The organism is Pseudomonas sp. BIGb0176 (assembly GCF_024810175.1).
Classification (GTDB): Bacteria; Pseudomonadota; Gammaproteobacteria; order Pseudomonadales; family Pseudomonadaceae; genus Aquipseudomonas; species Aquipseudomonas protegens.
Genome location: NZ_JANUEC010000001.1, coordinates 190,413 through 215,048, shown reverse-complemented (window position 1 = coordinate 215,048; position 24,636 = coordinate 190,413). Strand labels below are relative to the sequence as shown.

Genomic DNA, 24,636 nt, shown 5'->3' with positions numbered 1-24,636 from the left:
GTGCCTTAGTGCCCGCTGCTCGGCAGGGCCGGAATCGGCTCGCTGGGCGGCGGCAGGTTGCTGGCCGGTGGCGGCGTGACGGTTTGTGTGGCGGGCGCTGGCTCGCTGCTGGCTGCCGGCACTATCGGCGCCGCCTCGACCGGAGGAGCCAGGGGTTGCGAGACCGCAGGCTCAGGCTCGGTGGCGGGTGCCGGCGCGGCCACAGGGGCAGGCTCGACCACTGGCTGCGCCTTGGGCTCGGGTTTGGCTGGCGCCTCGGGCTTGTTCTCGGGAACCCCGAGGTCGGCCTTGGGTTTCTCTTCGATATGCGCCGCCTTCTTCGCTTCCTGGGGCAGGAACAACTCCACCAGGGCGAAATAGCGGTCATAGAACTTGGCCGAGGACACGGTTTCGCTGGCCACCTTGACCATCGAATCATCGGTAGAGCCGATCGGCATCGACACCGAGCCCAGCACGCCCACGCCGAGGCTGGCCGAGTTGTTGACCTTCTTCAGCGCATAGCGATCCTGCAGGGCGTTGGCGAACATCGTCGAACGCTGGTCGCCGCTGCCGTCCTGGGCACAAACCACGTTGAAGCTGATTTCCAGGTGGGTCTCGCCGGTCTGCTGGAAGCTCTTGTGGCCGCTGACCAGCTTCGGATCGTTGCTGGTGATGATGTAGCCCTGGCTGAGCAGGGCACGCCGCGCGGCCTCACAGGAGGCGGCATCGCTCACCGGGTAATTGCGCGAAAACGTGCCGGAATCATCGAAGCTTTCGTGCTCGTAGATGGCGGTCTTGTGCGACGAACAGCCGGCCACCGCAGACAGCAGCAACACCCCGGCCGTGGCGCGCAGATGAAATGATTTAAACATCGAGAATCCTGAGGAAAACGCTCCGGCGCGTATTGTGCAACAGATCAGCGTCCCGCAGCGCGGGTAATTGGTGCCTTAAATTTCTCATCAGTTTACTGACCACTGTTTGCCGGAAAAAGTCGCTCGCTCAAGTGCTCGATCAACACCCGCAGCTTGGCCGCTGCATGTCGGCTCGAGGGCCACAACACCCAGAAGGCGCCGTTGTGCTCCAAGTATGGGTCGAGCACGGTTTGCAACTCGCCACGGCGCACCGCGGCCTGGACCATGAAGTCCGGCAGGCAGGCAATGCCCAGCCCGCTGCGCGCCGCGTGCTCCACCGCCTCGATGGAGCTGCTGGTCAGGCGAGTGGGCAGCACCGGCTCCGGCGCATCCGCTTGAACCTTGAAGGGCCAGGCCTCGAGCTTGCCGGTGTGGTGAAAGGTATGCCGCAGGCAGGAGTGACTGCGCAATTCCTGCGGGGTCTGCGGCACGCCGCGCTGCTGGAAATAGCCGGGGCTGCCCACCAGCACCATGCGAAAGCGCCCCAGCTGCCGGGCCAGCAACCGCGAGTCCTTGGGGTTGCCGGTGCGCACTACCAGGTCGAAACCCTCTTCCACCACATCCACCATGCGATCGGAGAGGTCGATATCCAGCTCGATCTGCGGATAGCGTTGCATGAACTCGGCCAGTACCGGCATCAACAACCCATGGACCTGCGGCGCGCTGACCCGCAGCTTGCCCACCGGCGCGCTGGAAGAGTCACATAGCTGGAACTCCGCCGCCTCGACTTCGGCGGCGATCCTGCGGCAGCGTTCGAGGAATCCGGCGCCTTCGGCGGTGAGGCTGATGCTGCGGGTGGTGCGATGAAACAGACGAGTCTCCAGGCGCTCCTCCAGACGGGCAATACTTTTGCCAACCGCCGAGGAAGAGACTCCCAGAAGGCGCCCCGCTTCGGTGAAGCTGCGGGTTTCCGCCACCTGCATAAACACCGGGATACTGCCGAGCCAGTCCATCGCGTCGCTCCGAAATTAAGGACACCTGTGTCCGATAAGTTCGGAACCTTAGCCTATTTTTCCGCCATGAACAGCGCCCTACCCTAGGCCCCTCACTTCCGAACCCACCCATCGGGGCCTTTCCATGAGCAATTGCGTCAATGCCTGCGAACCCTTGCAAGTACCTGCCACAACCCACGAACGCCTGCCTGTCGGCGGCCTGCTGGCCCTGGCCACTGCCGGGTTCATCACCCTGATGACCGAAACCCTGCCCGCCGGCCTGCTACCGCAGATGAGTGCCGACCTGGGCGTGTCTGCAGCGCTGATCGGCCAACTGGTGACCGTCTACGCCCTGGGCTCACTGCTGGCGGCCATTCCGCTGATCCTCCTCACCCAGGGCTGGCGGCGCCGGCCCCTGCTGCTGATCGCCATCGGCGGTTTCGCCGTGGTCAACAGCATCACGGCCCTCTCCACCGAATACAGCCTGATCCTGGTGGCGCGCTTCTTTGCCGGAGTCTTCGCCGGCTTGCTCTGGGCCCTAGTGGCAGGTTATGCCAGCCGCATGGTGGCGCCACACTTGCAGGGCCGGGCGATTACCCTGGCCATGCTCGGCGCGCCGCTGGCGCTGTCGGTGGGCATGCCCGCCGGGACCTGGCTGGGCGCCCTGCTGGGCTGGCGCATGAGTTTCGCCGTGATGACTGTGCTGACCCTGGGCCTGATCGGCTGGGTACTGGTGCAAGTGCCGGACTTCCCCGGGCTGCGGGCGCAGAAGCGCCTGTCGCTGAGTCGTGTCCTGACCCTGCCGGGGATCCGGCCGGTGCTGTTCGTGACCTTCGCCTATGTGCTGGGCCACAACATTCTCTACACCTACATCGCGCCTTTTCTTGAGCCGGCCGGGCTTGGCGGGGAAATCGAGCGGGTGTTGCTGGTGTTCGGCCTGGCCGCCTTGCTGAGCATCTGGCTGGTGGGCCTGCTGATCGACCGCTGGCTGCGTGAGCTGGTACTGGCCAGCTGTCTGCTGTTTATCGGCTCGACCCTGCTGCTGGGCCTGCTCGGCGACCGGCCACTGGCAATCTATGGGGCAATCGCTATCTGGGGGCTGTCCTTTGGCGGCATGGCCACCTTGCTGCAGACTGCGCTGGCCAAGGCCGCCGGCGAGCACGCCGATACCGCGCAGTCGATGCTGGTGACCCTGTGGAACCTGGCAATCGCCGGTGGCGGCCTGGGCGGCGCGTTGCTGCTGCAGGGGCCGGGCGTGGCCACCTTCCCCTGGGTGATTGCCGCCCTGTTGCTGGTGACCCTGCTGGTGGCGATGAACGCCCGGCGCCAGGGCTTCCCTGCCCGAGCTTAAAATCCGGCTCCCGGCTCGGGTGGCCGGGGCTCCAGCACCAGGGCTCGTGAAAGAATGCCTAGCCTTGCGAAGCAGGGTTCGCCGGCAAGGCGCCCTCTACCTTCGCCCCTGCACTGGAGCGGGCTTTACGGCTGCGTACCAGCGGCCAGAACAACTCTTGCGTCCAGCTCACGGGTGCCAAGTGTTCGATGCCATAGGCAACGGGCCGGCGCCGAGTGATCTTCGCCGTACCAAACAGCACATCCCAGAGGAACAGCAGGTTGCCGAAGTTGCCCTTGTAATGGGTCACACCATCCTCGGCGCATAGGCCGTGGTGCGCCGAATGGGTGGACGGCGTAGAAACGACCCGCTCCAGCAACCACATCAGCGGCCGCAGAAAACCGATGCGGTACAGCTTGTCATCCCAGGCCACACTGCTGTGAGCGGCGAAGATCACCGTCATCTTGAGAATCAGGTAACCGTAGTAGACCGGCGCCAGCCCCAGATAAATCAGCACTCCCGAGAACCAGATGCCGGGCATCAGCAGGTAATAGAAGCTGTTGTTGCGGTAGACGATGCGAATGCTCATGTAGGGCGCCGAATGGTGCGCGCGATGCAACGCGTACAGCGCCGGTACGCGGTGGGTCAAGCGGTGCCACCAGTACTGGGTCATGTCATCGAAGACCAGGAACAGCAGCAGGCCGAGTACCCAGGGGATCTGTGCCAGTGCTCCCTTTGCTTCGGGTAGCGATAGCTGCATGAGCGCGCCGCTGGCCCACATCACCAGGGGAAAGGTCACACCGAGCAACAGGCTTGAGCCCACCGCCTCGATCAACACATCACGGCGCTGGCCGCGAGGTTGGCCAAAGGCCGAACAGGTGATTTCCAGGAGGATGAAAAACACAAAGATCGCCGAAACGATCAGCAGCGGGTTGTTGGTCAGCAGGTCGTGGTTCATGGCATTCTCGCTCTTATCCTTGTGGGCATCGCCCCACCATTAGAGATCAGCAAGGCAGCCCGCTCTATGCGCGAACTGGACAGAATTCCGCGAGATCCGGCCAAGGGCATGACCCCGCGTTTCCATCGCGGGCGCCTGGGTGAAGTCCTGCAACGCTTTCTCGATGACCAGAACACCGGCCCCCAGCAGGACTACAACCTGCTGCAGCTGGAGCAGCTGTGGCGCGCCGCGGCAGCGCTGGAGCCGGCCATCGGCCTCAAGCTGTTCGAACGCTTCACCCCCCAGGACTGGCACGTGATCGCCCACGCCAGCCTGTACTGTCCGGATGTCGCCGCGTCCATGGCGTTCTGGGTGCGCTACGCGCCCTTGGGTTCGGATACCGACCGGGTACAGCTGGTGGCGGATACCCGGGGGGCCGGTGTCGAGGTTGATATCGACACATCGGCGCCACTCGGCCGCTACCTGATCGAGCACTATGGCGTCATGTCCATCACTCAGTTGCGCCGTGGCACCGGCCTTGCGGTGCAGCCGGTACTGGCCTGCTTCAGCCATCCACGCCCGGCCTATCACGCGCAGTACCATCACTGGTTCGGCGAGCGGATCGAATTCGATTGCCCGGCCAACCGTTTCTACTTCGACCCGCAAACCCTGCAACTGCCGCTGCAAACCCGCCACGCCGGCATGCTGGAACTGCTGAGCGAGGAGCTGGATCGACGGGTGGCCCTGCACCGGCGACAGAGCGGTTGGGCCGCCAAGGTGGCAGCGGCTTGTCGCCGGGCCCTGGCCGCCGGCCACTCACCAACCCTGGAAAGCCTTTGCGCGCAACTGCATCAAACCCCGCGAACGCTTCGGCGACGCCTGGACGAACAGGGGTTGAGCTTTCGCGAATTGCTCGACCAGACCCGCGCCGAGCTGGAAATGCACCTGCAACTGCAAGGCGAATCCCGGGCCCAGATTGCCCTGCAGTTGGGCTACAACGATCAGGCGGCCTACCTGCATGCACGCAAACGCTGGAAGAACGCCCTTGGCTGAAGTTTTTTCCAGCCCAAAAAAAGACCCCGGCATTGCGGCCGGGGTCTTTTCAACACTGTGGGTCAGACATCAGTAACGCTTGATGTCCGCCTGGTTTTCCAGCTGCTTGCGGTAGGCGGCAAAGTCTTGCTGCCCTACCCGCGAGGCCAGGAAGCGACGGTATTGAGCCTTCTCTTCCTCGGTCGGCGCAGCGGCTTCGTTGACACCATTGAGCTGCAGCACCAACAGGTTGCCATTAGGCAGGGTCACGCTGGTGAAGGTCGGTTTGTCCTTGGACTCAGGCTTGGTCATGCGGAACAGCGCCTGCAGCACGGTCGGATCGATCCCTTCCTGGCCACGGGTCACGGCGTGCGCGACTTTCCAGTCCTGGCCATCCACCGGCTTGTTCAGCGCGGTCTTGCCGTCGCGCAGGCTGGCGATCAGCTCTTCAGCCTTGGTCTTGGCCGCGGCACTGGCGTGCTCTTTGGCCAATTGCGTGCGAATGGCACTGGCAACGCTTTCCAGTGGCAGTTGCTCAGGTTTGCGGTGCTCCTTGGCACGCAGCACTACCACGGTTTCCGGGTCCAGTTCGATGGCGGTGCTATTGGCACCCTCATCGAGGACTTCGGTGCTGAACGCCGCTTGTATCACGGCGCGGTTGGCTGCGATGCCGTCACCACCTTCACGGCCGAATGGCGCGGAGGTGTGGACAGTCAGCTTCAGGTCCTGGGCCGGTTGTGCCAGATCGGACGCTTCGAACGACGAGTCTTCCAGTTGCTTGGTGGCCTCGACGAAACGCTGCTCGACCTGCTGGGTCTTCAGATCCCGGGTCAGCTTGCCCTTGAGGCTGGCGAAGCTCGGCACTTCCGGCGCCTCGACACCCAGCAGCTTGATCAGGTGGAAACCGAAGTCGGTACGTACCGGCGCCGATACCTGGTCCTTGTTCAAGGCGTACAGGGCTTTCTCGAAGGTTGGGTCATAGACGCCAGGACCTGCGAAACCCAGGTCGCCGCCGTTGCTGGCCGAACCCGGGTCCTGGGAGAACTCCTTGGCCAATGCCTCGAAGCTTTCGCCCTTGGCCAGACGTGCCTGGATCTCTTCGATCTTGGCCTTGGCCTGGGCCTCATTCACCTTGTCATTGACTTCGATGAGGATGTGCGCGGCGCGGCGTTGCTCGGACAGGTTGGCAATTTCCTTCTGATACAGCGCTTGCAGGTCCTCGTCCTTGACGCTGACCTGATCGAAGAAGGCGGCCTTCTTCAATTCGATGTAATCAATCACCACCTGGTCCGGCGTCATGAACTCCTTGGCGTGCTGGTCGTAGTACGCCTTGACCTCGTCGTCGGTCAGCTTGACCGCTGCCGGGTCGGCCTTGATGGTCAGGGAAGCGAAGTCACGGGTCTGCTTTTCCAGACGGGCGAATGCCAGCACCTGGGCGTCGGTGACAAAACCGCTGCCTGCCAGACCGGCGCGTACCTGGCCGATCAGCATTTCCTGAGTCAGCATCTGGCGAAATTGCAGGCGGGTGTAACCCAGTTGACGGATCACCTGGTCGAAACGCTCGGGGCTGAACTTGCCATCAACCTGGAACTCCGGCGTTTGCAGAATGACCTGGTCCAGCGCACCTTCGGAGAACGCGAACTTGGAATCCTGCGCACCTTGCAGCAACAGCTTGCGGTCGATCAGCCCTTTGAGGGCAGCTTCGCGCAGCATCTTCTCGTCCAGCAGGGAGGCATCGAAGTCTTTGCCCAGCTGCTGCATCAACTGACGACGTTGCATGTCGACGGCCTGGCTCAACTCGTTCTGAGTGATTTCCTCACCGTTGACCTTGGCCGCGTCCTGATTGTGGGTAGTGGCCTTGAAAATGGCATCGAATCCCGTCAACGCCAACAGCGCGACGATAACCCCGATGATGGTTTTGGCAATCCAGCCTTGTGAATTGTCCCTGATATTCTGCAGCATGCGTCCCCCAGAAACGGTTGTACTTCAATTTGAGCAACCGTGGAGCGTGGGTAGAGTCCGGATAGAAGAAAGGCGCATCCGAGGATGCGCCTTCTCGTAACTGGCGGAGCGGACGAAGGTTAAACCCGCGACCCTCGGCGTGAACCGGTGGTAGACCGGTTGACTAGCGCCCCGCTGCCAGATCAGGCATGACCCCGACCCGGATGGGCAAAGACCCTGAAGAAACTTAGTTAACGGCTTCTTTCAGTGCTTTACCGGCTTTGAAACCTGGCTTTTTAGCAGCAGCGATTTCCAGAGTCTTACCGGTCTGTGGGTTACGACCGATACGCGCTGGACGATCAGTTACGGAGAAAGTACCGAAACCAACCAGCACCACAGAGTCACCGGCCTTCAGAGCGCCAGTAACGGATTCGATTACTGCGTCCAGCGCACGGCCAGCAGCAGCTTTCGGGAGATCAGCAGATGCAGCGATAGCATCAATCAGTTCCGACTTGTTCACTCTAAGTCCCCTTATATATCTATGAGTATGATTCTAAGTTTTTTGGTGAAAGCAAAAACGAGTGCTGAATGGCCTACAGACACTTAAGAGCCGCTTTATAACAAGGGCTCTAAAAAGCTGTCAAGGAAGCCCCCCAGGCTAATGCGTACTAATGCGTGCTAATTCTTTCCTTAGAGTCAGACTCGCGTTTTTCGTCCTTTGCGACTATCTCGGGAGCCACATCCGGCAAGGGCTCCGGCGCGTATTGCAGCGCAATTTGCAGGACTTCGTCAATCCATTTAACCGGTTTAATCTGCAGATCCTGCTTGATATTGTCAGGAATTTCTTTCAAATCGCGAACATTCTCTTCCGGAATGATCACTGTCTTGATTCCACCCCGATGAGCGGCGAGTAATTTCTCTTTCAACCCGCCGATAGCCAATACCTGACCACGCAGAGTGATCTCGCCCGTCATTGCCACATCAGCCCGCACCGGAATGCCGGTCAGCGCCGAAACCAGCGCCGTGCACATGCCTACACCCGCGCTGGGGCCGTCTTTCGGGGTCGCCCCTTCAGGCATGTGGATGTGGGTGTCGCGCTTCTCGTGGAAGTCCAGGGGAATGCCCAGGCTCTTGGCCCGGCTGCGCACCACGGTCAGTGCTGCAGTGATCGACTCGACCATCACATCGCCCAGGGAACCGGTCTTGATCAACTGGCCCTTGCCCGGAACCACAGCGGCTTCGATGGTCAGCAGTTCACCGCCCACTTGAGTCCATGCCAACCCGGTCACCTGACCGATCTGGTCTTGCTGCTCGGCCAGGCCGTAGCGGAATTTGCGCACGCCGAGGAAGTGCTCCAGCAGGTCGGAAGTGACCTTCACCGAGAAGCGCTTTTCCATCGCATGCTCTTTCACCGCCTTGCGGCAGACCTTGGCAATCTGCCGCTCCAGGCCGCGTACACCGGCCTCGCGGGTGTAGTAGCGAATGATGTCGCGGATCGCATCCGGCTCGAATTCCAGCTCGCCCTTCTTCAGGCCGTTGGCCTGAATCTGCTTGGGCGAGAGGTACTTGACCGCGATGTTGATCTTCTCGTCCTCGGTGTAGCCAGGCAGACGAATCACCTCCATCCGGTCCAGCAAGGCCGGCGGAATATTCATCGAGTTGGAGGTGCAGAGGAACATCACATCGGACAAGTCGTAATCGACTTCCAGGTAGTGATCGTTGAAATTATGGTTCTGCTCGGGGTCCAGCACCTCGAGCAATGCCGAGGCCGGATCACCGCGCATATCGCTGCCCATCTTGTCGATTTCGTCGAGCAAGAACAGTGGGTTGCGCACCCCCACCTTTGTCATCTTTTGAATCAATCTTCCTGGCATCGAACCGATGTAAGTCCGACGATGCCCACGAATCTCCGCCTCGTCACGCACGCCACCCAGGGCCATGCGTACGAACTTGCGGTTGGTAGCGTTGGCGATCGACTCCGCCAGGGAGGTTTTACCCACCCCAGGAGGCCCCACCAGGCACAGTACCGGGCCACGAATCTTTTTCACCCGCTTCTGTACGGCGAGGTATTCGAGAATCCGTTCCTTGACCTCTTCCAGGCCATAGTGGTCGGCATCGAGAATATCTTCGGCACGTGCCAGATCGAGACGAACCTTGCTCTGTGCCTTCCACGGCACCTGAACCAACCAGTCGATATAAGAGCGGACCACAGTCGCCTCGGCAGACATCGGCGACATCTGCTTGAGCTTGTTCAGTTCGGCCTGAGCCTTGGTCATGGCGTCTTTTGGCAGGCCTGCGGCATCGATACGCTTTTTCAGCTCCTCGATTTCGTTGTGCCCTTCGTCGCCATCACCCAGTTCTTTCTGAATGGCCTTCATCTGCTCATTCAGGTAGTACTCGCGCTGGCTGCGCTCCATTTGCTTCTTGACGCGACCACGGATGCGCTTTTCCACTTGCAGCAGATCGATCTCGGCGTCCAGCAATGCCAGGACATGCTCGACCCGAGCGGACAGATCGATGATCTCGAGGATTTCCTGCTTCTGCTCGATCTTCAACGCCATGTGCGCAGCCATGGTATCCACCAGGCGGCTTGGCTCATCGATGCTATTGAGGGACGACAGCACCTCGGCAGGGACTTTCTTGCCCAGTTGCACGTACTGCTCGAACTGGGACAGCAGACTGCGAACAAACACTTCCGACTCACGGTCAGGAGCATCGACTTCGTCAATCAGGGAGACTTCGGCACGGCAATGGCCATCAACTTCGCTGAAGCGCTCAACAGCACCACGCTGTTCGCCTTCAACCAATACCTTGACGGTGCCATCAGGCAATTTGAGCAACTGCAAGACAGTCGCAATGGTACCTACGCGATAGAGTGCATCTTCACCGGGATCGTCATCAGCAGGGTTTCTCTGCGCCAGCAAGAGAATCTGCTTGTCGCCCGTCATCGCTGCCTCGAGGGCTTCGATCGACTTCTCGCGCCCCACGAACAGCGGGATAACCATGTGCGGATAAACCACAACATCACGCAATGGCAGGAGAGGCAATTCGATGGTTGTCTTCATGATTTCGCCTCTACGGCGGCCGTAAGGCCGTAAACAGATGGAAGTAAGCTTGAAACCAAGATGGGGGCTGTCTGGAAAAAAAACAAGCTCAAAGACAGCACTTTAAGGCGCTAAAAACAAAGGGGCCCGAAGGCCCCTTCTTTCATTCCAACAGCGCGACGCTTACGCGTCTGGCGCCGCCTTGGCCGTCGGCTCACTGTTCTCATAGATGTACAGTGGCTGGGACTTGCCTTCAATAACGCTTTCGTCGATCACTACTTTACTCACCTCGGACTGCGAGGGGATTTCATACATAGTGTCGAGCAGAACACCTTCAAGAATGGAGCGCAGGCCACGAGCACCAGTCTTGCGTTCAAGGGCTCGCTTGGCGACGGACTTCAAGGCATCGGTACGGAACTCCAGGTCAACACCTTCCATCTCGAACAACTTGGCGTACTGCTTGGTCAAGGCGTTCTTCGGTTCGGTGAGGATCTGAATCAATGCCGCTTCGTCCAACTCATCCAAGGTCGCCAGGACAGGCAGACGACCGACGAATTCCGGGATCAGACCGAACTTGACCAGATCGTCAGGCTCGACTTCACGCAGGGATTCACCGACTTTCTTGCCTTCTTCCTTGCTGCGAACTTCTGCGTTGAAACCGATGCCGCCCTTGGTGGAACGGTTTTGAATAACCTTTTCCAGACCCGAGAACGCACCACCACAGATGAACAGGATGTTACGGGTATCGACCTGCAGGAATTCCTGCTGCGGATGCTTGCGACCACCTTGCGGAGGAACGGAGGCAACCGTGCCTTCAATCAACTTCAACAGGGCTTGCTGAACGCCTTCGCCGGAAACATCCCGGGTAATCGAAGGGTTGTCAGACTTGCGGGAAATCTTGTCGATCTCATCGATGTAGACAATGCCCATCTGGGCCTTCTCTACGTCGTAGTCGCACTTCTGCAGCAACTTCTGAATGATGTTCTCGACGTCTTCCCCCACATAACCGGCTTCGGTCAGGGTAGTGGCATCGGCGATGGTGAAAGGTACATTCAACAGGCGAGCCAGGGTTTCGGCCAACAGCGTCTTACCCGAACCTGTAGGGCCGATCAGCAAGATGTTGCTCTTGCCAAGTTCGACGTCGTCACTCTTCTTGTCACGCTGGTTCAGACGCTTGTAGTGGTTGTACACCGCTACTGCTAGAACCTTTTTTGCACGCTCCTGACCAATCACGTACTGATCAAGGATGCCGCTGATTTCTTTAGGCGAAGGCAATTTATGCGCGCTGCTCTCGGCCTGTGCTTCCTGCACCTCCTCACGGATGATGTCATTGCACAGGTCGACGCACTCGTCGCAGATAAAGACCGAGGGGCCGGCAATCAATTTGCGCACTTCATGCTGGCTTTTGCCACAGAAGGAGCAATAAAGCAGTTTGCCGTTGTCCTCGCCGTTGCGGGTGTCAGTCATTCGTTCGATCCAAATCCGATAGGCTTGCAACACAAGATGAAGGCTATTGCGGGCTTTTTCAAGCCCGCCACTGATCGGAACAACCGACCATGCCTATTTTGAGCTGCTTATTTTAAGCGGGGCGCTGGTTGATGACTTCGTCGATCAACCCGTACTCACGCGCAGCTTCGGCGCTCATGAAGTTATCGCGATTGGTATCGCGCTCGATTTCTTCCAGGGTGCGCCCGCTATGCTTGGCCATCAGCGTGTTGAGACGCTCACGGATGAAGAGGATTTCCTTGGCATGGATTTCAATATCCGATGCCTGGCCCTGGAAACCGCCCAGTGGCTGGTGAATCATCACTCGGGAGTTTGGCAGGCAGAAACGCTTGCCTGGAGCACCGGCTGTCAGCAAGAACGCGCCCATGCTGCATGCCTGGCCAATACAAGTGGTTGAAACATTAGGCTTGATGAACTGCATGGTGTCGTAGATCGACATGCCGGCTGTCACCGAACCGCCCGGGGAGTTGATATAGAGATGGATGTCCTTGTCCGGGTTTTCCGCTTCAAGGAACAGCAGTTGCGCACAGATCAGGTTGGCCATGTAGTCCTCTACAGGGCCCACCAGAAAGATCACTCGCTCCTTGAGGAGGCGCGAGTAGATGTCGTAGGCGCGCTCGCCACGAGCGGACTGCTCGACAACCATCGGGACCAGGCCGCCTGCGGCCTGGATATCAGAGTTCTGCTGAATATACGAATTACGGAACATGCTCTGCAGTCACTCCCAAATAGTCACGTCTTGAATACGCATAAGCCAGCGCGAAGGCTGGCTTATGGTGTGTGCTTCGAACGAGAAGAAAATCAGTCGGCTTGAGGTGCTTCTACCGGCTTGACCGCTTCTTCGTAGGAGACCGATTTGTCGGTCACGCTAGCTTTCTGCAGAACAGTATCCACAACTTGTTCTTCCAGCACAACCGAACGAACTTCGTTCAATTGCTGCTCGTTCTTGTAGTACCAGGACACGACCTGCTCAGGCTCCTGATAAGCCGAAGCCATTTCCTGGATCAGCTCGCGAACGCGGTCTTCATCAGGCTTCAGATCGAACTGCTTAACAACCTCGGCAACGATCAGACCCAGTACCACGCGACGCTTGGCCTGCTCTTCGAACAGCTCGGCTGGCAGTTGATCCGGCTTGATATTGCCACCGAATTGCTGGACAGCTTGAACGCGCAGACGGTTAACTTCGTTATCCAGCAGCGCCTTCGGCACTTCGATCGGGTTGGAGGCCAGCAGACCGTCCATGACCTGATTCTTCACTTTGGACTTGATGGCCTGACGCAGTTCGCGCTCCATGTTCTTGCGAACTTCAGCGCGGAAACCTTCCAGACCTGCTTCCTTGATACCGAACTGAGCGAAGAACTCCTCGGTCAGCTCTGGCAGCTTAGGCTCGGAAACGCTGTTGACAGTCACAGTGAACTCGGCGGCCTTGTTGGCCAGATCCAGGTTCTGATAGTTCTCAGGGAAGGTCAGATTCAGGACGCGCTCTTCACCCGCCTTGGCGCCTACCAGGCCTTCTTCGAAGCCAGGAATCATGCGACCCGAGCCCAGCACCAGCTGGGTACCCTTGGCCGAACCGCCAGCGAAGACTTCACCGTCGACCTTGCCAACGAAATCGATGTTCAGTTGATCGTCGTTCTGCGCAGCACGATCGGCCACTTCAAAACGCACGTTCTGCTTGCGCAGGATTTCCAGCATGTTATCCAGGTCGGCATCAGCCACATCAGCGCTCAGGCGCTCAACGGCGATGTTTTCGAAACCGGCAACGGTGAACTCTGGGAACACTTCAAAAGTGGCAACGTACTCCAGGTCCTTGCCCTTCTCCAGCACTTTAGGCTCGACCGAAGGAGCGCCGGCAGGGTTCAGTTTCTGCTCGACAACGGCTTCATAGAAGGAAGCCTGGATCACATCACCTACTGCTTCTTGACGCGCATCAGCCTCATAACGCTGACGGATCACGCTCATTGGAACCTTGCCAGGACGGAAGCCTGGAATCTTGGCCTTTTGGGCAGTCTGCTGCAGACGCTTGTTGACCTGGCTCTCGATGCGCTCAGCCGGCACGGTGATGCTCATGCGGCGCTCAAGAGCAGAAGTATTTTCAACAGAAACTTGCATGGATATTCCTCGTTGCACAGACGTTAGCCGGCCGTTTTCCGACCCCAGAATCAAGGGCATGCATTCTAGAGGGTCAAACTCAAGAAGTCACCCTACTGAAAACGGGTAAAAAACCGCCGGCAATGTGAAGGCGGGGACAAAGGATTGAGCCTCGCCATGAGAGCAAATATTGCGAACCAAACCAGGGCCTCTACTTCAACCCTTCTATATATAGAAGGAGTCGTTCAGCACACCCCTGAAAAACGCCAGCCAATAGCTGAAACCCGGAACCTTCAACGACCAAAGGACAACATTCTGCCACTCAACCAGCTCATCGGATGCAGCCACTTAGAGGTATCGAATCCAGAAACGAAAACGGCGCAGCCCTTTTCAGGTGCTGCGCCGTCATCTGCTATTAACTAGCTACTTTATTGGTGCGGACGAAGAGACTCGAACTCTTACACCTTGCGGCGCTGGAACCTAAATCCAGTGTGTCTACCAATTCCACCACGTCCGCTTAACAAGCTTTTAAAGCAAAGGCGCCAGACTATTAATCTGGCGCCTTCTTCGAATATGGGGTGGACGATGGGGATCGAACCCACGACAACAGGAGTCACAATCCTGTGCTCTACCAACTGAGCTACGCCCACCATATTGCGTTACTTGTGCCAAAGCTGCCTAATGGCGCACCCGGCAGGACTCGAACCTGCGACCATCCGCTTAGAAGGCGGATGCTCTATCCAGCTGAGCTACGGGCGCCTTATTAATCTGTATTCTTTAACGATTACAAACTAATTGCTTTCAGTCGTTACGAGTTAAACAACAACTCTGCCCGACCTTCTTAACCAGTGCTAGGCTGTGCCCGACAAGTGCGACGAATGTTATAGACGGTCCGTTAGGTCGTCAACTCTTTTTTGAAAAAAATTCATTTAATTAAAGGGCTTAGGGGAATTTGCAGACCAAGCGCCTTTGCCCTCACGTTCCGACATGCGAGAATGCGTTCTCTTTTTCTCACCCTCTCGATGGTTAATCACGCGTCATGACTGCACAACTAATCGACGGCAAGGCGATCGCCGCTAGCCTGCGCCAGCAGATCGCCAAACGCGTCGCCGAGCGTCGCCAGCAAGGCCTGCGTACTCCAGGCCTCGCGGTGATTCTGGTCGGCAGCGACCCGGCCTCTCAAGTTTATGTCTCGCACAAGCGTAAAGACTGCGAAGAGGTCGGCTTCCTTTCCCAAGCCTATGACTTGCCCGCCAACACCACTCAAGAGGACCTGGCCGGCTTGATCGACCGCCTCAACGATGACCCGAACATCGATGGCGTCCTGCTGCAGTTGCCGCTTCCCGAGCACCTGGACGCTTCTCTATTACTGGAGCGTATTCGCCCGGACAAAGACGTGGACGGTTTCCATCCTTATAACGTCGGTCGCCTGGCCCAGCGCATTCCACTACTGCGCCCTTGCACCCCCAAGGGCATCATGACCCTTCTGGAAAGCACCGGTGCCGATCTGTACGGCATGGATGCAGTGGTTGTCGGCGCTTCCAATATCGTTGGTCGCCCGATGGCCATGGAGTTGCTGCTGGCCGGTTGCACCGTGACCGTGACCCACCGCTTCACCAAGGATCTGGCTGGTCATGTCGGCCGTGCCGACCTGGTAGTCGTAGCCGCCGGCAAGCCGGGCCTGGTCAAGGGCGAGTGGATCAAGGAAGGCGCAATCGTCATCGACGTTGGCATCAATCGCCAGGACGACGGCAAGCTGGTGGGTGATGTGGTGTATGAAACCGCCCTGCCCCGCGCCGGCTGGATCACTCCAGTACCTGGTGGCGTCGGCCCCATGACCCGCGCCTGCCTGCTGGAAAACACGCTGTACGCAGCCGAATCGCTGCACAGCTGAGTTTGCTGCCCCGCAACAGAAAACCCGCCAATGGCGGGTTTTTTTATTCTGAAATTAAAGGCCACCCGGGCTCTTTATCACCCCTGACTCTTAGCCCACGCCCATTGCTGCGCAAAGCCCTACCGTTCAGGAAAAAAACGTGTTTTTTCTTTATTTTTAAGGGCTTTCGGCTGACCGTGGAAGAACAATCGACAGTTCTTCGGCCATACTCATAAAATGTAACGTTTTTCCCAGAAAGCCCGTTAGCCAACGGCATATCCATTCTTTATCGAGTCCGCCCGCGTGAAAATTCGTCTCTCCATTCTCAGCTTGTTGTTTGCTGTGTCCGGCACACTGATCGCGCACAGCGTCGACGCCAGCGAAACCACCGCGGCGCCAAGAGACACTTCACAATTGCATATCGCGTCCGGCAGCGCCCTGCTGCTGGATCTGCAGACCAACAAAGTCATCTATTCCAGCAACCCGGACGTGATAGTCCCCATCGCCTCGGTGACCAAGCTGATGACCGCCATGGTGGTCCTGGACGCCAAGCTGCCCCTGGACGAATACATCTCCATGAACATCAGCGATACCCCGGAAATGAAAGGGGTGTTCTCCCGGGTCAAGCTCAACAGTGAGCTGAGCCGCCGGGACACCCTGCTGATCGCCCTGATGTCTTCGGAAAACCGCGCTGCCGCCAGCCTGGCCCATCACTACCCGGGCGGCTACGCGGCGTTCATCGCAGCAATGAACGCCAAGGCCAAGTCCCTGGGCATGACCCACACCCGCTACGTGGAGCCTACAGGCCTGTCGATCCACAACGTTTCCACCGCCCGTGACCTGAGCAAGTTGCTGGTGGCTTCGCGCAAGTACCCGCTGCTCAGCGAACTGAGTACCACCAAGGAAAAGACCGTAGCCTTTCGCAAGCCCAACTACACCCTGGGCTTCCGTAATACCGACCATCTGGTGAACAAGGAAAAATGGGACATCAAGATCACCAAGACCGGCTTTACCAACCAGGCCGGCCACTGCCTGGTGCTGGTCACCAGCATGGGTAATCGCCCGGTAGCGCTGGTGATTCTCGATGCCTTCGGCAAATACACCCACTTCGCCGATGCCAGCCGCATCCGCAATTGGGTCGAGACCGGTAAGAGCGGCTCGGTACCGGACGTCGCCCTGCGCTACAAAGCGGACAAGAACCTGAAGAACCGTCAGGTCGCCGCTCCCCAGGCCTCACACTGATACCCGGCAAAAAACAACGGCGCCCTCAGGCGCCGTTGTTGTCTGTAGCACACTCAATGACTGTCGAGTGCCTTGCTCGCCCGGGCTGCCGCCTGCTCCTGGCCGGCCTGGGCCAATTCATTGACGGCTTTCAACCAACGCTGGCGATCCACCTTGGCCGGCAACTGGTTGGGAGCCTGGATCAGTACCGCAAAGCTGCCGGCATTCTTCCAGGATGACTCGAACTCGCTGAAGCTCATCAGTTGCCGACGGCTTTTCGCCCCACGCAACAGCACTGTCTGCTTGTCGCGGTTATAGCCGGCCAGCACGGCATAGCGCGGCTCAGCCCAGAATGTCGAACCCTCGGTAAAGCGTACAAGCACCGGGTAACCCGCCGCCACCTGCGTCAGCAACGCCGACAATTGGTTATCCAGGGGATAGACGACCATGCCGTATTCACGCGCCAGGTTCTGCATGTTCTGCTGCAACTGCGCCTCGGCACCCGGCAGATGCAATGGCTTGTCCAGCAGACCGGGCGTGATCACCACGCCCTGCTGCGACAGCATGCTGGCCAGTGCACCTGGGCCGCTCTGGTACATCTGGCCACGGAAAGACGGCACACTGTTGAGTTCGACACGTTCCGGCAGGCGCTGGATGTCAGGCTGCACGCTACCGGCACAACCGGCCAGGGCCAAGACACAGGCGCTGGCCAGCAGCGCCACTCGAAACCGAGGAAATACCCGCACCATCTTTGCTCTCTATTCAGACACCGGGCGACCCGCCTCCGGCTGGGGCCCTGATAATAGGGCGCCCGCGGGCAAGGGTATAGCGTTAGGCGCCAGTTAATTGAAAACCATAGAGCGAAGTGTTCGAAGACTCTCGACTATTGGTCAATAGCTTGAAACACATAGGCTACTAGACTGTCGATTGTTAAGAGTGTGTGCCCCGCACGGGGCATAAAGGAGGCACTTATGAGCCTGACAACGACCATCCTGATGCTGATCCTCGGCTGGCTGGCGGTAGCCGCCGCTATGCTCTGGGGCGTGCTGCGCATCACCCGCCGCCACCACCAGCCCCGGCAAGCAGCCCCCGCTATCAAGGCTGGAAAGAGCGCCCGGCGTCCTGCCGCTGCCCACTGATCAAGGTTTCCCCTACCCCTGAAACAAAGCGGCCGCCTGACTCCAAGGAGTACAGGCGGCCGCCAGTCATGGCTGCGGATCAAGCGTCGCTATGGGCCGCCTGACGCTTCTGCCGGGCCCGGCGGGCCAGCATGTTGAGACTCTCAATGGCCGCCGAGAAGGCCATCGCCGCATACACATAGCCCTTGGGCACATGGGCGCCGAAACCTTCGGCGATCAGGGTCATGCCGATCATGATCAAGAAGCCCAGGGCCAGCATCACCACGGTCGGGTTGTCATTGATGAACTTGGCCAGCGGTTCGGCCGCCAGCAGCATCACCAGCACCGACACCACCACGGCAATGATCATGATCGGCAAATGCTCGGTCATGCCGACTGCAGTAATGATGCTGTCGATGGAGAACACCATGTCCAGCAACAGGATCTGACCGATCGCTGCGGCAAAGCCGATAGCCACGCCCGGAGTCTCGTTCTTGGCCTGCTCAGGTTCAGGGTCCATGCTGTGGTGGATTTCCGTGGTGGCTTTCCACACCAGGAACAGGCCACCGGCAATCAGGATCATGTCCTTCCAGGAGAAACTCTGCCCCATCACTTCAATCACCGGCTCAGTGAGCTGGACGATGAACGCAATGGTACTGAGCAGCGCCAGGCGCAGGATCAAGGCCATGCCGATACCGATGCGCCGTGCCTTGGCCCGGTGCTTTTGCGGCAACTTGTTGGTGAGGATGGAGATAAAGATCAGGTTATCGATGCCAAGCACGATCTCCATCACCACCAGGGTGGCCAGGGCGACCCAGGCGGTGGGGCTTGCAGCGAGCTGTAAAAGGTAATCCATGGGTCAATCCTGACTCGGTTGTATGAAAGATCAGATTTCCTGGGACGCAGGCGCTGGTTTCTTCTCGCTGTCGTCCTCTGGCTTTTCCTTGCCGGTCACGCTCTGTGTCGCATCGCTGAGCGCCTGTTCTGCCGCTTTGTGGGTATCGTCGATGGCCTGCTTGGCCGACTCCGCCGCCTTGCCCAGCATCTGCTGCGCGCTTTTTTCCGCCTGGTCACAACCCGCCAGGGTCAGCATAGACAGGGCCAGCAGCGACGCTGCGCCCAAGGTTTTGAAAGACATGCCGTATTCCTCGATAGAACGGACGGGACCAAGTAGGGCCCCGGCGATAGCGAGGCATTCTAAGGAGAGTGATACTTCAGGAAAATTCGTTTTTTTAGCAGTTATACTTCGCTTTTTACGAACTGAATGTGCCCATGCTCAACTACCGCCAGCTGCATTATTTCTGGGTTGTGGCCAAGACCGGCAGCATCGTCCGCGCCTGCGACCAGTTGAACCTGACCCCGCAAACCATCAGCGGCCAGATCAGCCTGCTGGAACAGACTTACGGCATCGAATTGTTTCGCCGGGTTGGCCGCCAGTTGGAGCTGACCGAAGCCGGACGCCAGGCCCTGCCCTACGCCGAGCAGATGTTCCAGCTCGGGGGCGAGCTGGAAGCCATGCTCCGCGCCCGCCCCGACGAACAGCAGATCCAGTTCCGGGTCGGCGTGGCGGATGTGGTGCCCAAGTCCATCGTCTATCGCCTGATCGCCCCGACCATGGAGCTCAGCGAGCCGATCCGCCTGACCTGTCGCGAAGACAAGCTCGAACGCCTGCTGGCGGACCTAGCCATCCAGCGCCTGGACCTGGTGATTTCCGACAGCCCGATGCCCTCGCACCTGGACATCAAGGGCTACAGCCAGAAGCTCGGGGAATGCGGCATCAGTTTCTTCGCCACCGAGGAGCTGGCGCGGCGGCACGGCGCTGACTTCCCCCGGGGCCTGCACGGCGCGCCACTGCTGATTCCCGGGCAGGAAACCGTGGTCCGCAGCCGCCTGCTGCGCTGGTTCGCCGAGCAACAGTTGCAGCCACGGATCATCGGTGAATTCGACGACAGCGCCCTGATGCAGGCCTTTGGCCAATCCGGCAGTGGAATCTTCATCGCCCCCAGCGTGATTGCCGACGAGGTCATGCAACAGTACGGAGTGCAACTGATTGGCCAGACCGATGCCGTGGCCGAGTCGTTCTACGCCATTTCCGTGGAGCGCAAGGTCAAGCACCCCGGCATCGTGGCCATTACCGAAGGGGCGCGACGAGAATTGTTCACGCCCCTCAATCTCTGATCAGGAAACGCAGGCACTCGGCGCTTTGAGCTTCATCAGCAGCAGCGCCAGGGCGATCGACAGCAGAATGAAACCCGAGGCCGCGAACCCCAGGCTGCCCAGGCCCAGGGTATCGATCACCCGGCCGCCGACCATTGCCCCCAGGCCAATGCCCAGGTTGGCCCCGGCAATGTTCAACGAAGCGGCGAAGGCCGGCGCCTGGGGAGCCGCCTTGATCAAGCGCACATGGCTCACCAGGAACATCGCCGCCTGGGTCACGCCCCAGATGGCCATGGCCGCTGCCAACCCCAGGGTCGAATGAATGCTCGGCACCAGGGCTACCATGCCGCCAATCATCAGTGCGCAGAACACCATGGAGGCGATCAACGGGTGACGGTCCACCGCCCGGCCGCCCAGGGAATTGCCGATCAGGCCCACCGCGCCAAAGCCCATCAGGCACCAGCCCACCAGCGCACCGTCGAACCCGGCCAGGCGCTCGAGTATGTCCGCCAGGTAGGTGTAGGCAGTGAACATGCCGCTAAATACCAGGATCGACAGCAGCACATGCCCTTGCATCAGCGGGCTGCGCAGGATGCGAAACTGCGCCCGCAGGCTCACCTGCTCGTTGTGCTGGCGGGTTTGCGGCAGGTAGATAAACAGCAACAGGGCCTTGGCGAACGCCACCACCGCCAGGATGCCGAAGGCGCTGCGCCAGCCGAACGCATCGGCAATCAGGGTGCCCACGGGAATCCCGAACACCGTGGCGCAGACAATGCCGAAGCCGATCTTGGCAATCGCCCGCCCGGCGTAGTCCGGGCCGACGATGTCCACCGCCGTCTCGCTGGCCAGGGCCCAGAACACCGGCAACCCCAGGGCCGGCACCAGCCGCGCCAGGGACATCACCCAGATGTTCGGCGCCAGCGCCGCCAGGGTATTGGCCAGGCCGAACATCACCAGCACGCTGATAAACAGCTTCTTGCGGGGAAAACGCGCGAAGTAGGCGGTCAGAAATGGCCCGAAGGCAGCCACGGTAAAGGCGAACAGGGTCACCAGCAGCCCGGCCTGGGACACGCTGACCTGCAGGTCGCGGGCAATCGACGGCAACAGGCCGACGATGATGAACTCCGTGGTCAGCACGGTAAAACCGGCGGCCGACAACAGCAGGATGGGCAACAGCATGCAGAACTCCAGAAACAGCGACAGCAGCGACAGCCCGAAGGGCCCGCTGACTGGATAGAAAAAGGGGATGGCGAATCTTAACAGAGTGCGCCCGGCTCCGGGCAACCACCGCGTGCACGGCTCTGCAAGGGGCAAGTGGCAGATCGTCACATCGACGCGGTAACCCCGGCCTGCTGTGATAAAGTCCGCCCCCTGCTGAAAACAGGCCCTGTCGAGTTCGTCTACCCTTCAAACGTCTCGATCGCCCGTCGCCTTTTCAGACTGCGTCTGTGCCTGGCGGTTCAACCACCGGCGCTGGCGACCGGCAGGCTCCGCACATTAAAAAAAACAGAGATACCGCTATGAGCGCTTCACCCCCTTCCTTTCTGCATTCCCTCAAACGCCTGAGCCTGGTCACGCAGATCGTTATCGGCCTGATCGCCGGTATCGCCCTGGCACTCCTGGCACCGGAGGTGGCGAAATCCACCACCTTTATCGGCAAGGTATTCGTCTCGGCGCTCAAGGCCGTGGCCCCGATCCTGGTGTTCGTGCTGGTCATGGCCTCCATCGCCAACCACAAGCACGGCCAGGAAACCCATATCCGGCCGATCCTGGTGCTCTACCTGCTGGGCACCTTCGCCGCCGCCGTGGTGGCGGTGATCGCCAGCAGCCTGTTTCCTTCCGCCCTGGTGCTGTCCACCCACGACGTGGCCATCAGCGCGCCCGGCGGGATCACCGAAGTGCTGCAAAGCCTGCTGCTGAGCGTGGTGGACAACCCGGTCAGCGCCCTGATGAACGCCAACTTCATCGGCATCCTGGCCTGGGCCATTGGCATGGGCGTGGCCATCCGCCATGCCGGCGAGACCACCCGCACCGTGCTCGATGACCTGTCCAACGGGGTCACTGTCATCGTGCGCGTGGTGATCCGCTTCGCGCCCCTGGGGATCTTCGGCCTGGTGGCCTCGACCCTGGCCACCTCGGGCTTCAACGCCCTGCTCGGCTACCTGCACCTGCTGGCGGTCCTGATCGGCTGCATGCTGTTCGTGGCCCTGGTGATGAACCCGCTGATCGTGTTCTGGAAGATCCGCCGCAACCCCTTCCCGCTGGTGCTGACCTGCCTGCGCGAAAGTGGCATCACCGCCTTCTTCACCCGCAGCTCGGCGGCCAACATTCCAGTCAACCTGGAACTGAGCAAGCGCCTGGGCCTGCATGAAGACACCTACTCGGTGTCGATCCCGCTGGGCGCCACCATCAACATGGCCGGCGCGGCAATCACCATTACCGTGCTGACCCTGGCCGCCGTGCACACCCTCGGTATCGCCGTCGACCTGCCCACCGCCGTGCTGCTCAGCGTGGTCGCGGCCATCTGCGCCTGCGGTGCTTCCGGCGTGGCCGGCGGCTCGCTGCTGCTGATTCCCCTGGCCTGCAGCCTGTTCGGCATTCCCAGCGAAATCGCCATGCAGGTGGTGGCCGTAGGCTTCATCATCGGCGTGCTGCAGGATTCGGCGGAAACCGCGCTGAATTCCTCCACCGACGTACTCTTCACCGCCGCCGCGTGCATGGCCCAGGAAGACAAGGCGCAAGCCTCGGCCTGATGCGCACATCCCGGATCGGCATGGCCCTGTAGCCACTGCCGAACCCGCTCCCTGCGGACCGTTCGCAGCCTGCGGCAGCAGCCACAAAAAAGCCCGGCCAGGGTCAACCTGGCCGGGCTTTTTTGTGCGCTACGAGAACCTCGTAGCCAAACGCCTTAGAACGCGCCCATGTAGTCGCGCTTGCCCACTTCCACACCGTTGTGACGCAGGATTGCGTAGGTGGTGGTGACGTGGAAGAAGAACTGCGGCAGGCCGTAGGTCAGCAGGTAGGACTGGCCACTGAAGCGCTTCTCTTTCGGGGTGCCCGGACGGGTCACGATCTCGATGCCTTCCTTGCCATCGATCTGCGCCGGCTGGATGCCGTCGATAAAGGCCAGGACCTTGGCGATCAGCGCCTGCAGGTCGGCGAAGGTGGTTTCAGTGTCGTCGTACTTGGGCAGCTCGACTTCGGCCAGGCGCGCCGATACGCCCTTGGCGAAGTCCACGGCGATCTGCACCTGGCGCACCAGCGGGAACATGTCCGGGTACAGGCGCGCCTGCAGCAGGGCGTTGGGCTCGATGTTCTTCGCCGTGGCGTGGGCTTCGGCCTTGTGCAGCACGTCGCTCAAGGCATTGAGCATTTGCTTGAAGACAGGAACGGAAGCGGCGTACAGGGAAATAGTCATGACAGTCTCGACAGGGAATGGCGGGAATACAGCGAGCAGCGATTATAGCCACAGCACGCCAGCACGGGGCCTTTATCCGCAGCGCTCCTGGCGATACACGCTGGGGGCCACGCCGAACCAGCGCTTGAAGCTCTGGGAAAAACTCGACAGGTCACTGAAGCCAAGCCTTTCGGCAACCTGGGACAGGCTCAGCCGCGAATTGCCCAGCAACTCCAGGGCCCGGGCGCCTCGATGCCCGGCCAGTACCTGCCGATAGCAGGTGCCCTCCTCCTGCAAGCGTCGCTTCAAGGTCCGCACGCTGGTGCACAGCAGCCGGGCCATGGCCGGCAAGTCCGGTACGCTTGCCGCCGGCAGGGCATCCAGGTGCTGGCGGACCAGCGCGGCAACCCCCTGATGGGCCTGTCGCCGCTCCAGCAACTGCGCGCACATCTGCTCGCACATGGCCACCGTCAGCGGGTTGGCCTGGGGCAAGGGCCGGTGCAGGAAACGCCGGTCGAAGGCCAGGGTATTGGCGTCGGCCCGATAGTCGGCGGGCACCCCGAGAATCTGCGCCGGCTCGTCCCCTTCCAGCTCAGGGCTGACACTGCGACCGAAACGCAGCAGGCGAAAATCCGCACCGACTATTTCCTGCATCAGCGTCGCGGCGGCCGCCATGTCCCGCTGTAACAGGAACTGCGCCAACAAGGGGTCCGCCACCCGAGGCTCGGCAAAGGTCAGCACCCCGAGCCCCGGCTCCAGCCGGTAGCCGATCTCGGCAAAGGCATAGGTCAGCGGCAGGAAGCGCAAGGCCAGGGCCAGGGCATCCGCCGGGGTGGCGCTGCTGATCAGGCCGTAGCCGAACAGGCCATAGGTGGAGAAGTGATAACGCGCACCCACTGCATACCCCAGGCCCCGGGGCTGGCCGAGCAGCGCCAGCAGGTTACTGGCCAGGCGCAACTCCTGGGCCGCCGACAGCAGGCTGTTGGGGTTTTGCAACTGCTCCCGGGACAGCCCGCAACCGGCCAGCAACCGCGCTGGCGCCAAGCCCTTTTCGCAGCCGAAACCGAGCAGCAGCAAGGCGCTGGAAGGTCCCCGGGTGAACGACTGAGTGCTCATGGGCGCGGCTCGTGAAGAAAGGTGTTGGCCCAAATACTAAAGCACTTGTCC

General features: G+C 60.1%; 22 protein-coding genes and 3 tRNA genes. 7 read left to right on the top strand and 18 right to left on the bottom strand.

The genetic code is table 11. The features are described 5' to 3' along the window. Positions 1-5: 5 nt before the first annotated feature. Together M2395_RS00815 and M2395_RS00810 are read right to left on the bottom strand one after the other, a co-directional pair. Positions 6-851 carry a DUF2242 domain-containing protein gene (locus M2395_RS00815; protein ID WP_015636345.1) on the bottom strand — a complete coding sequence of 282 codons (846 nt, stop codon included), beginning with the start codon at positions 849-851 and terminating at the stop codon, positions 6-8. Between the two features lie 92 nt (positions 852-943). After that, the gene (locus M2395_RS00810) at positions 944-1,843 is read right to left on the bottom strand and encodes a LysR family transcriptional regulator (RefSeq protein ID WP_011062266.1); all 900 of its coding nucleotides are present in this window, start codon (positions 1,841-1,843) and stop codon (positions 944-946) included. Positions 1,844-1,967: 124 nt separating this feature from the next. Between M2395_RS00810 and M2395_RS00805 the strand changes: the two genes are divergently transcribed. Then, positions 1,968-3,173 carry an MFS transporter gene (locus M2395_RS00805; RefSeq protein ID WP_047337323.1) on the top strand — a complete coding sequence of 402 codons (1,206 nt, stop codon included), beginning with the start codon at positions 1,968-1,970 and terminating at the stop codon, positions 3,171-3,173. Positions 3,174-3,231: 58 nt separating this feature from the next. On the opposite strand, the gene M2395_RS00800 is transcribed toward M2395_RS00805, so the two are convergent. Then, positions 3,232-4,110 carry a sterol desaturase family protein gene (locus M2395_RS00800; protein WP_123430457.1) on the bottom strand — a complete coding sequence of 293 codons (879 nt, stop codon included), beginning with the start codon at positions 4,108-4,110 and terminating at the stop codon, positions 3,232-3,234. 66 nt (positions 4,111-4,176) lie between these two features. On the opposite strand from M2395_RS00800, the gene M2395_RS00795 reads away from it, so the two are divergent. Then, positions 4,177-5,142, top strand: coding sequence for an AraC family transcriptional regulator ligand-binding domain-containing protein (locus tag M2395_RS00795; RefSeq protein WP_053159507.1), 966 nt, complete (start codon positions 4,177-4,179; stop codon positions 5,140-5,142). Between the two features lie 69 nt (positions 5,143-5,211). On the opposite strand, the gene M2395_RS00790 is transcribed toward M2395_RS00795, so the two are convergent. The 9 genes from M2395_RS00790 to M2395_RS00750 form a co-directional block, all read right to left on the bottom strand. Further along, on the bottom strand, positions 5,212-7,083 hold the full coding sequence (locus tag M2395_RS00790) for a SurA N-terminal domain-containing protein (RefSeq protein WP_015636349.1): 1,872 nt from the start codon (positions 7,081-7,083) through the stop codon (positions 5,212-5,214). Positions 7,084-7,309: 226 nt separating this feature from the next. Continuing rightward, positions 7,310-7,582 carry an HU family DNA-binding protein gene (locus tag M2395_RS00785; protein WP_011062271.1) on the bottom strand — a complete coding sequence of 91 codons (273 nt, stop codon included), beginning with the start codon at positions 7,580-7,582 and terminating at the stop codon, positions 7,310-7,312. Positions 7,583-7,730: 148 nt separating this feature from the next. Then, positions 7,731-10,127 (bottom strand): endopeptidase La, encoded by a 2,397-nt coding sequence (gene lon / locus M2395_RS00780; RefSeq protein WP_011062272.1) that lies wholly within the window; start codon positions 10,125-10,127, stop codon positions 7,731-7,733. 162 nt (positions 10,128-10,289) lie between these two features. Further along, the gene (clpX, locus tag M2395_RS00775) at positions 10,290-11,573 is read right to left on the bottom strand and encodes an ATP-dependent Clp protease ATP-binding subunit ClpX (RefSeq protein WP_011062273.1); all 1,284 of its coding nucleotides are present in this window, start codon (positions 11,571-11,573) and stop codon (positions 10,290-10,292) included. Between the two features lie 112 nt (positions 11,574-11,685). Beyond that, positions 11,686-12,321, bottom strand: coding sequence for an ATP-dependent Clp endopeptidase proteolytic subunit ClpP (clpP, locus tag M2395_RS00770; protein WP_011062274.1), 636 nt, complete (start codon positions 12,319-12,321; stop codon positions 11,686-11,688). A gap of 92 nt (positions 12,322-12,413) precedes the next feature. Next, entirely contained in the window at positions 12,414-13,724 is a 1,311-nt protein-coding gene (gene tig, locus M2395_RS00765; RefSeq protein WP_011062275.1) for a trigger factor, read from the bottom strand. Between the two features lie 411 nt (positions 13,725-14,135). Next, positions 14,136-14,220: transfer RNA gene (locus M2395_RS00760), tRNA-Leu, on the bottom strand. 57 nt (positions 14,221-14,277) lie between these two features. Next, a tRNA-His gene (locus tag M2395_RS00755) sits at positions 14,278-14,353 on the bottom strand. Between the two features lie 32 nt (positions 14,354-14,385). Then, positions 14,386-14,462: transfer RNA gene (locus M2395_RS00750), tRNA-Arg, on the bottom strand. Between the two features lie 280 nt (positions 14,463-14,742). Here M2395_RS00750 and folD point away from each other — a divergent pair. Both folD and pbpG read left to right on the top strand, forming a co-directional pair. Then, positions 14,743-15,597, top strand: a complete 855-nt coding sequence (gene folD / locus M2395_RS00745; RefSeq protein WP_011062276.1) for a bifunctional methylenetetrahydrofolate dehydrogenase/methenyltetrahydrofolate cyclohydrolase FolD — start codon at positions 14,743-14,745, stop codon at positions 15,595-15,597. A 282-nt stretch (positions 15,598-15,879) separates the two neighbouring features. Beyond that, the gene (gene pbpG, locus M2395_RS00740; protein ID WP_011062277.1) at positions 15,880-16,818 is read left to right on the top strand and encodes a D-alanyl-D-alanine endopeptidase; all 939 of its coding nucleotides are present in this window, start codon (positions 15,880-15,882) and stop codon (positions 16,816-16,818) included. Between the two features lie 53 nt (positions 16,819-16,871). On the opposite strand, the gene M2395_RS00735 is transcribed toward pbpG, so the two are convergent. Continuing rightward, complete coding sequence (locus tag M2395_RS00735; RefSeq protein WP_053152763.1) at positions 16,872-17,546, bottom strand: peptidase C39 family protein; 675 nt, start codon at positions 17,544-17,546, stop codon at positions 16,872-16,874. A gap of 222 nt (positions 17,547-17,768) precedes the next feature. On the opposite strand from M2395_RS00735, the gene M2395_RS00730 reads away from it, so the two are divergent. Beyond that, positions 17,769-17,936, top strand: a complete 168-nt coding sequence (locus tag M2395_RS00730; protein ID WP_174395590.1) for a hypothetical protein — start codon at positions 17,769-17,771, stop codon at positions 17,934-17,936. A 79-nt stretch (positions 17,937-18,015) separates the two neighbouring features. On the opposite strand, the gene M2395_RS00725 is transcribed toward M2395_RS00730, so the two are convergent. Together M2395_RS00725 and M2395_RS00720 are read right to left on the bottom strand one after the other, a co-directional pair. Then, positions 18,016-18,771 (bottom strand): TerC family protein, encoded by a 756-nt coding sequence (locus tag M2395_RS00725; protein ID WP_011062280.1) that lies wholly within the window; start codon positions 18,769-18,771, stop codon positions 18,016-18,018. Between the two features lie 30 nt (positions 18,772-18,801). After that, on the bottom strand, positions 18,802-19,053 hold the full coding sequence (locus M2395_RS00720; RefSeq protein WP_011062281.1) for a hypothetical protein: 252 nt from the start codon (positions 19,051-19,053) through the stop codon (positions 18,802-18,804). Between the two features lie 134 nt (positions 19,054-19,187). Between M2395_RS00720 and nhaR the strand changes: the two genes are divergently transcribed. After that, positions 19,188-20,093, top strand: a complete 906-nt coding sequence (gene nhaR, locus M2395_RS00715) for a transcriptional activator NhaR (protein ID WP_019092849.1) — start codon at positions 19,188-19,190, stop codon at positions 20,091-20,093. Here nhaR and M2395_RS00710 read toward each other — a convergent pair whose 3' ends face one another. Beyond that, complete coding sequence (locus M2395_RS00710) at positions 20,094-21,251, bottom strand: MFS transporter (protein WP_053152765.1); 1,158 nt, start codon at positions 21,249-21,251, stop codon at positions 20,094-20,096. A 341-nt stretch (positions 21,252-21,592) separates the two neighbouring features. Between M2395_RS00710 and sstT the strand changes: the two genes are divergently transcribed. Continuing rightward, positions 21,593-22,825 (top strand): serine/threonine transporter SstT, encoded by a 1,233-nt coding sequence (gene sstT, locus M2395_RS00705; protein WP_015636354.1) that lies wholly within the window; start codon positions 21,593-21,595, stop codon positions 22,823-22,825. Between the two features lie 155 nt (positions 22,826-22,980). Here the strand turns inward: sstT and M2395_RS00700 are convergent, their stop codons facing one another. Both M2395_RS00700 and M2395_RS00695 read right to left on the bottom strand, forming a co-directional pair. Next, positions 22,981-23,490, bottom strand: coding sequence for a DUF1993 family protein (locus tag M2395_RS00700; RefSeq protein WP_011062285.1), 510 nt, complete (start codon positions 23,488-23,490; stop codon positions 22,981-22,983). Between the two features lie 72 nt (positions 23,491-23,562). Continuing rightward, complete coding sequence (locus M2395_RS00695) at positions 23,563-24,585, bottom strand: AraC family transcriptional regulator (RefSeq protein WP_123430456.1); 1,023 nt, start codon at positions 24,583-24,585, stop codon at positions 23,563-23,565. Positions 24,586-24,636: the final 51 nt, after the last annotated feature.

Excerpts from the sequence above, each read along its gene's own strand:
- M2395_RS00725 (WP_011062280.1), bottom strand. The coding sequence starts at position 18,771 with ATGGATTACCTTTTACAGCTCGCTGCAAGCCCCACCGCCTGGGTCGCC.
- M2395_RS00730 (WP_174395590.1), top strand. The coding sequence starts at position 17,769 with ATGAGCCTGACAACGACCATCCTGATGCTGATCCTCGGCTGGCTGGCG.
- folD (WP_011062276.1), top strand. The coding sequence starts at position 14,743 with ATGACTGCACAACTAATCGACGGCAAGGCGATCGCCGCTAGCCTGCGC.
- M2395_RS00795 (WP_053159507.1), top strand. The coding sequence starts at position 4,177 with ATGCGCGAACTGGACAGAATTCCGCGAGATCCGGCCAAGGGCATGACC.
- M2395_RS00800 (WP_123430457.1), bottom strand. The coding sequence starts at position 4,110 with ATGAACCACGACCTGCTGACCAACAACCCGCTGCTGATCGTTTCGGCG.
- M2395_RS00735 (WP_053152763.1), bottom strand. The coding sequence starts at position 17,546 with ATGGTGCGGGTATTTCCTCGGTTTCGAGTGGCGCTGCTGGCCAGCGCC.
- M2395_RS00695 (WP_123430456.1), bottom strand. The coding sequence starts at position 24,585 with ATGAGCACTCAGTCGTTCACCCGGGGACCTTCCAGCGCCTTGCTGCTG.
- M2395_RS00805 (WP_047337323.1), top strand. The coding sequence starts at position 1,968 with ATGAGCAATTGCGTCAATGCCTGCGAACCCTTGCAAGTACCTGCCACA.
- M2395_RS00790 (WP_015636349.1), bottom strand. The coding sequence starts at position 7,083 with ATGCTGCAGAATATCAGGGACAATTCACAAGGCTGGATTGCCAAAACC.
- clpX (WP_011062273.1), bottom strand. The coding sequence starts at position 11,573 with ATGACTGACACCCGCAACGGCGAGGACAACGGCAAACTGCTTTATTGC.
- M2395_RS00700 (WP_011062285.1), bottom strand. The coding sequence starts at position 23,490 with ATGACTATTTCCCTGTACGCCGCTTCCGTTCCTGTCTTCAAGCAAATG.
- lon (WP_011062272.1), bottom strand. The coding sequence starts at position 10,127 with ATGAAGACAACCATCGAATTGCCTCTCCTGCCATTGCGTGATGTTGTG.
- clpP (WP_011062274.1), bottom strand. The coding sequence starts at position 12,321 with ATGTTCCGTAATTCGTATATTCAGCAGAACTCTGATATCCAGGCCGCA.
- M2395_RS00810 (WP_011062266.1), bottom strand. The coding sequence starts at position 1,843 with ATGGACTGGCTCGGCAGTATCCCGGTGTTTATGCAGGTGGCGGAAACC.
- M2395_RS00815 (WP_015636345.1), bottom strand. The coding sequence starts at position 851 with ATGTTTAAATCATTTCATCTGCGCGCCACGGCCGGGGTGTTGCTGCTG.
- M2395_RS00710 (WP_053152765.1), bottom strand. The coding sequence starts at position 21,251 with ATGCTGTTGCCCATCCTGCTGTTGTCGGCCGCCGGTTTTACCGTGCTG.
- sstT (WP_015636354.1), top strand. The coding sequence starts at position 21,593 with ATGAGCGCTTCACCCCCTTCCTTTCTGCATTCCCTCAAACGCCTGAGC.
- nhaR (WP_019092849.1), top strand. The coding sequence starts at position 19,188 with ATGCTCAACTACCGCCAGCTGCATTATTTCTGGGTTGTGGCCAAGACC.
- tig (WP_011062275.1), bottom strand. The coding sequence starts at position 13,724 with ATGCAAGTTTCTGTTGAAAATACTTCTGCTCTTGAGCGCCGCATGAGC.
- M2395_RS00720 (WP_011062281.1), bottom strand. The coding sequence starts at position 19,053 with ATGTCTTTCAAAACCTTGGGCGCAGCGTCGCTGCTGGCCCTGTCTATG.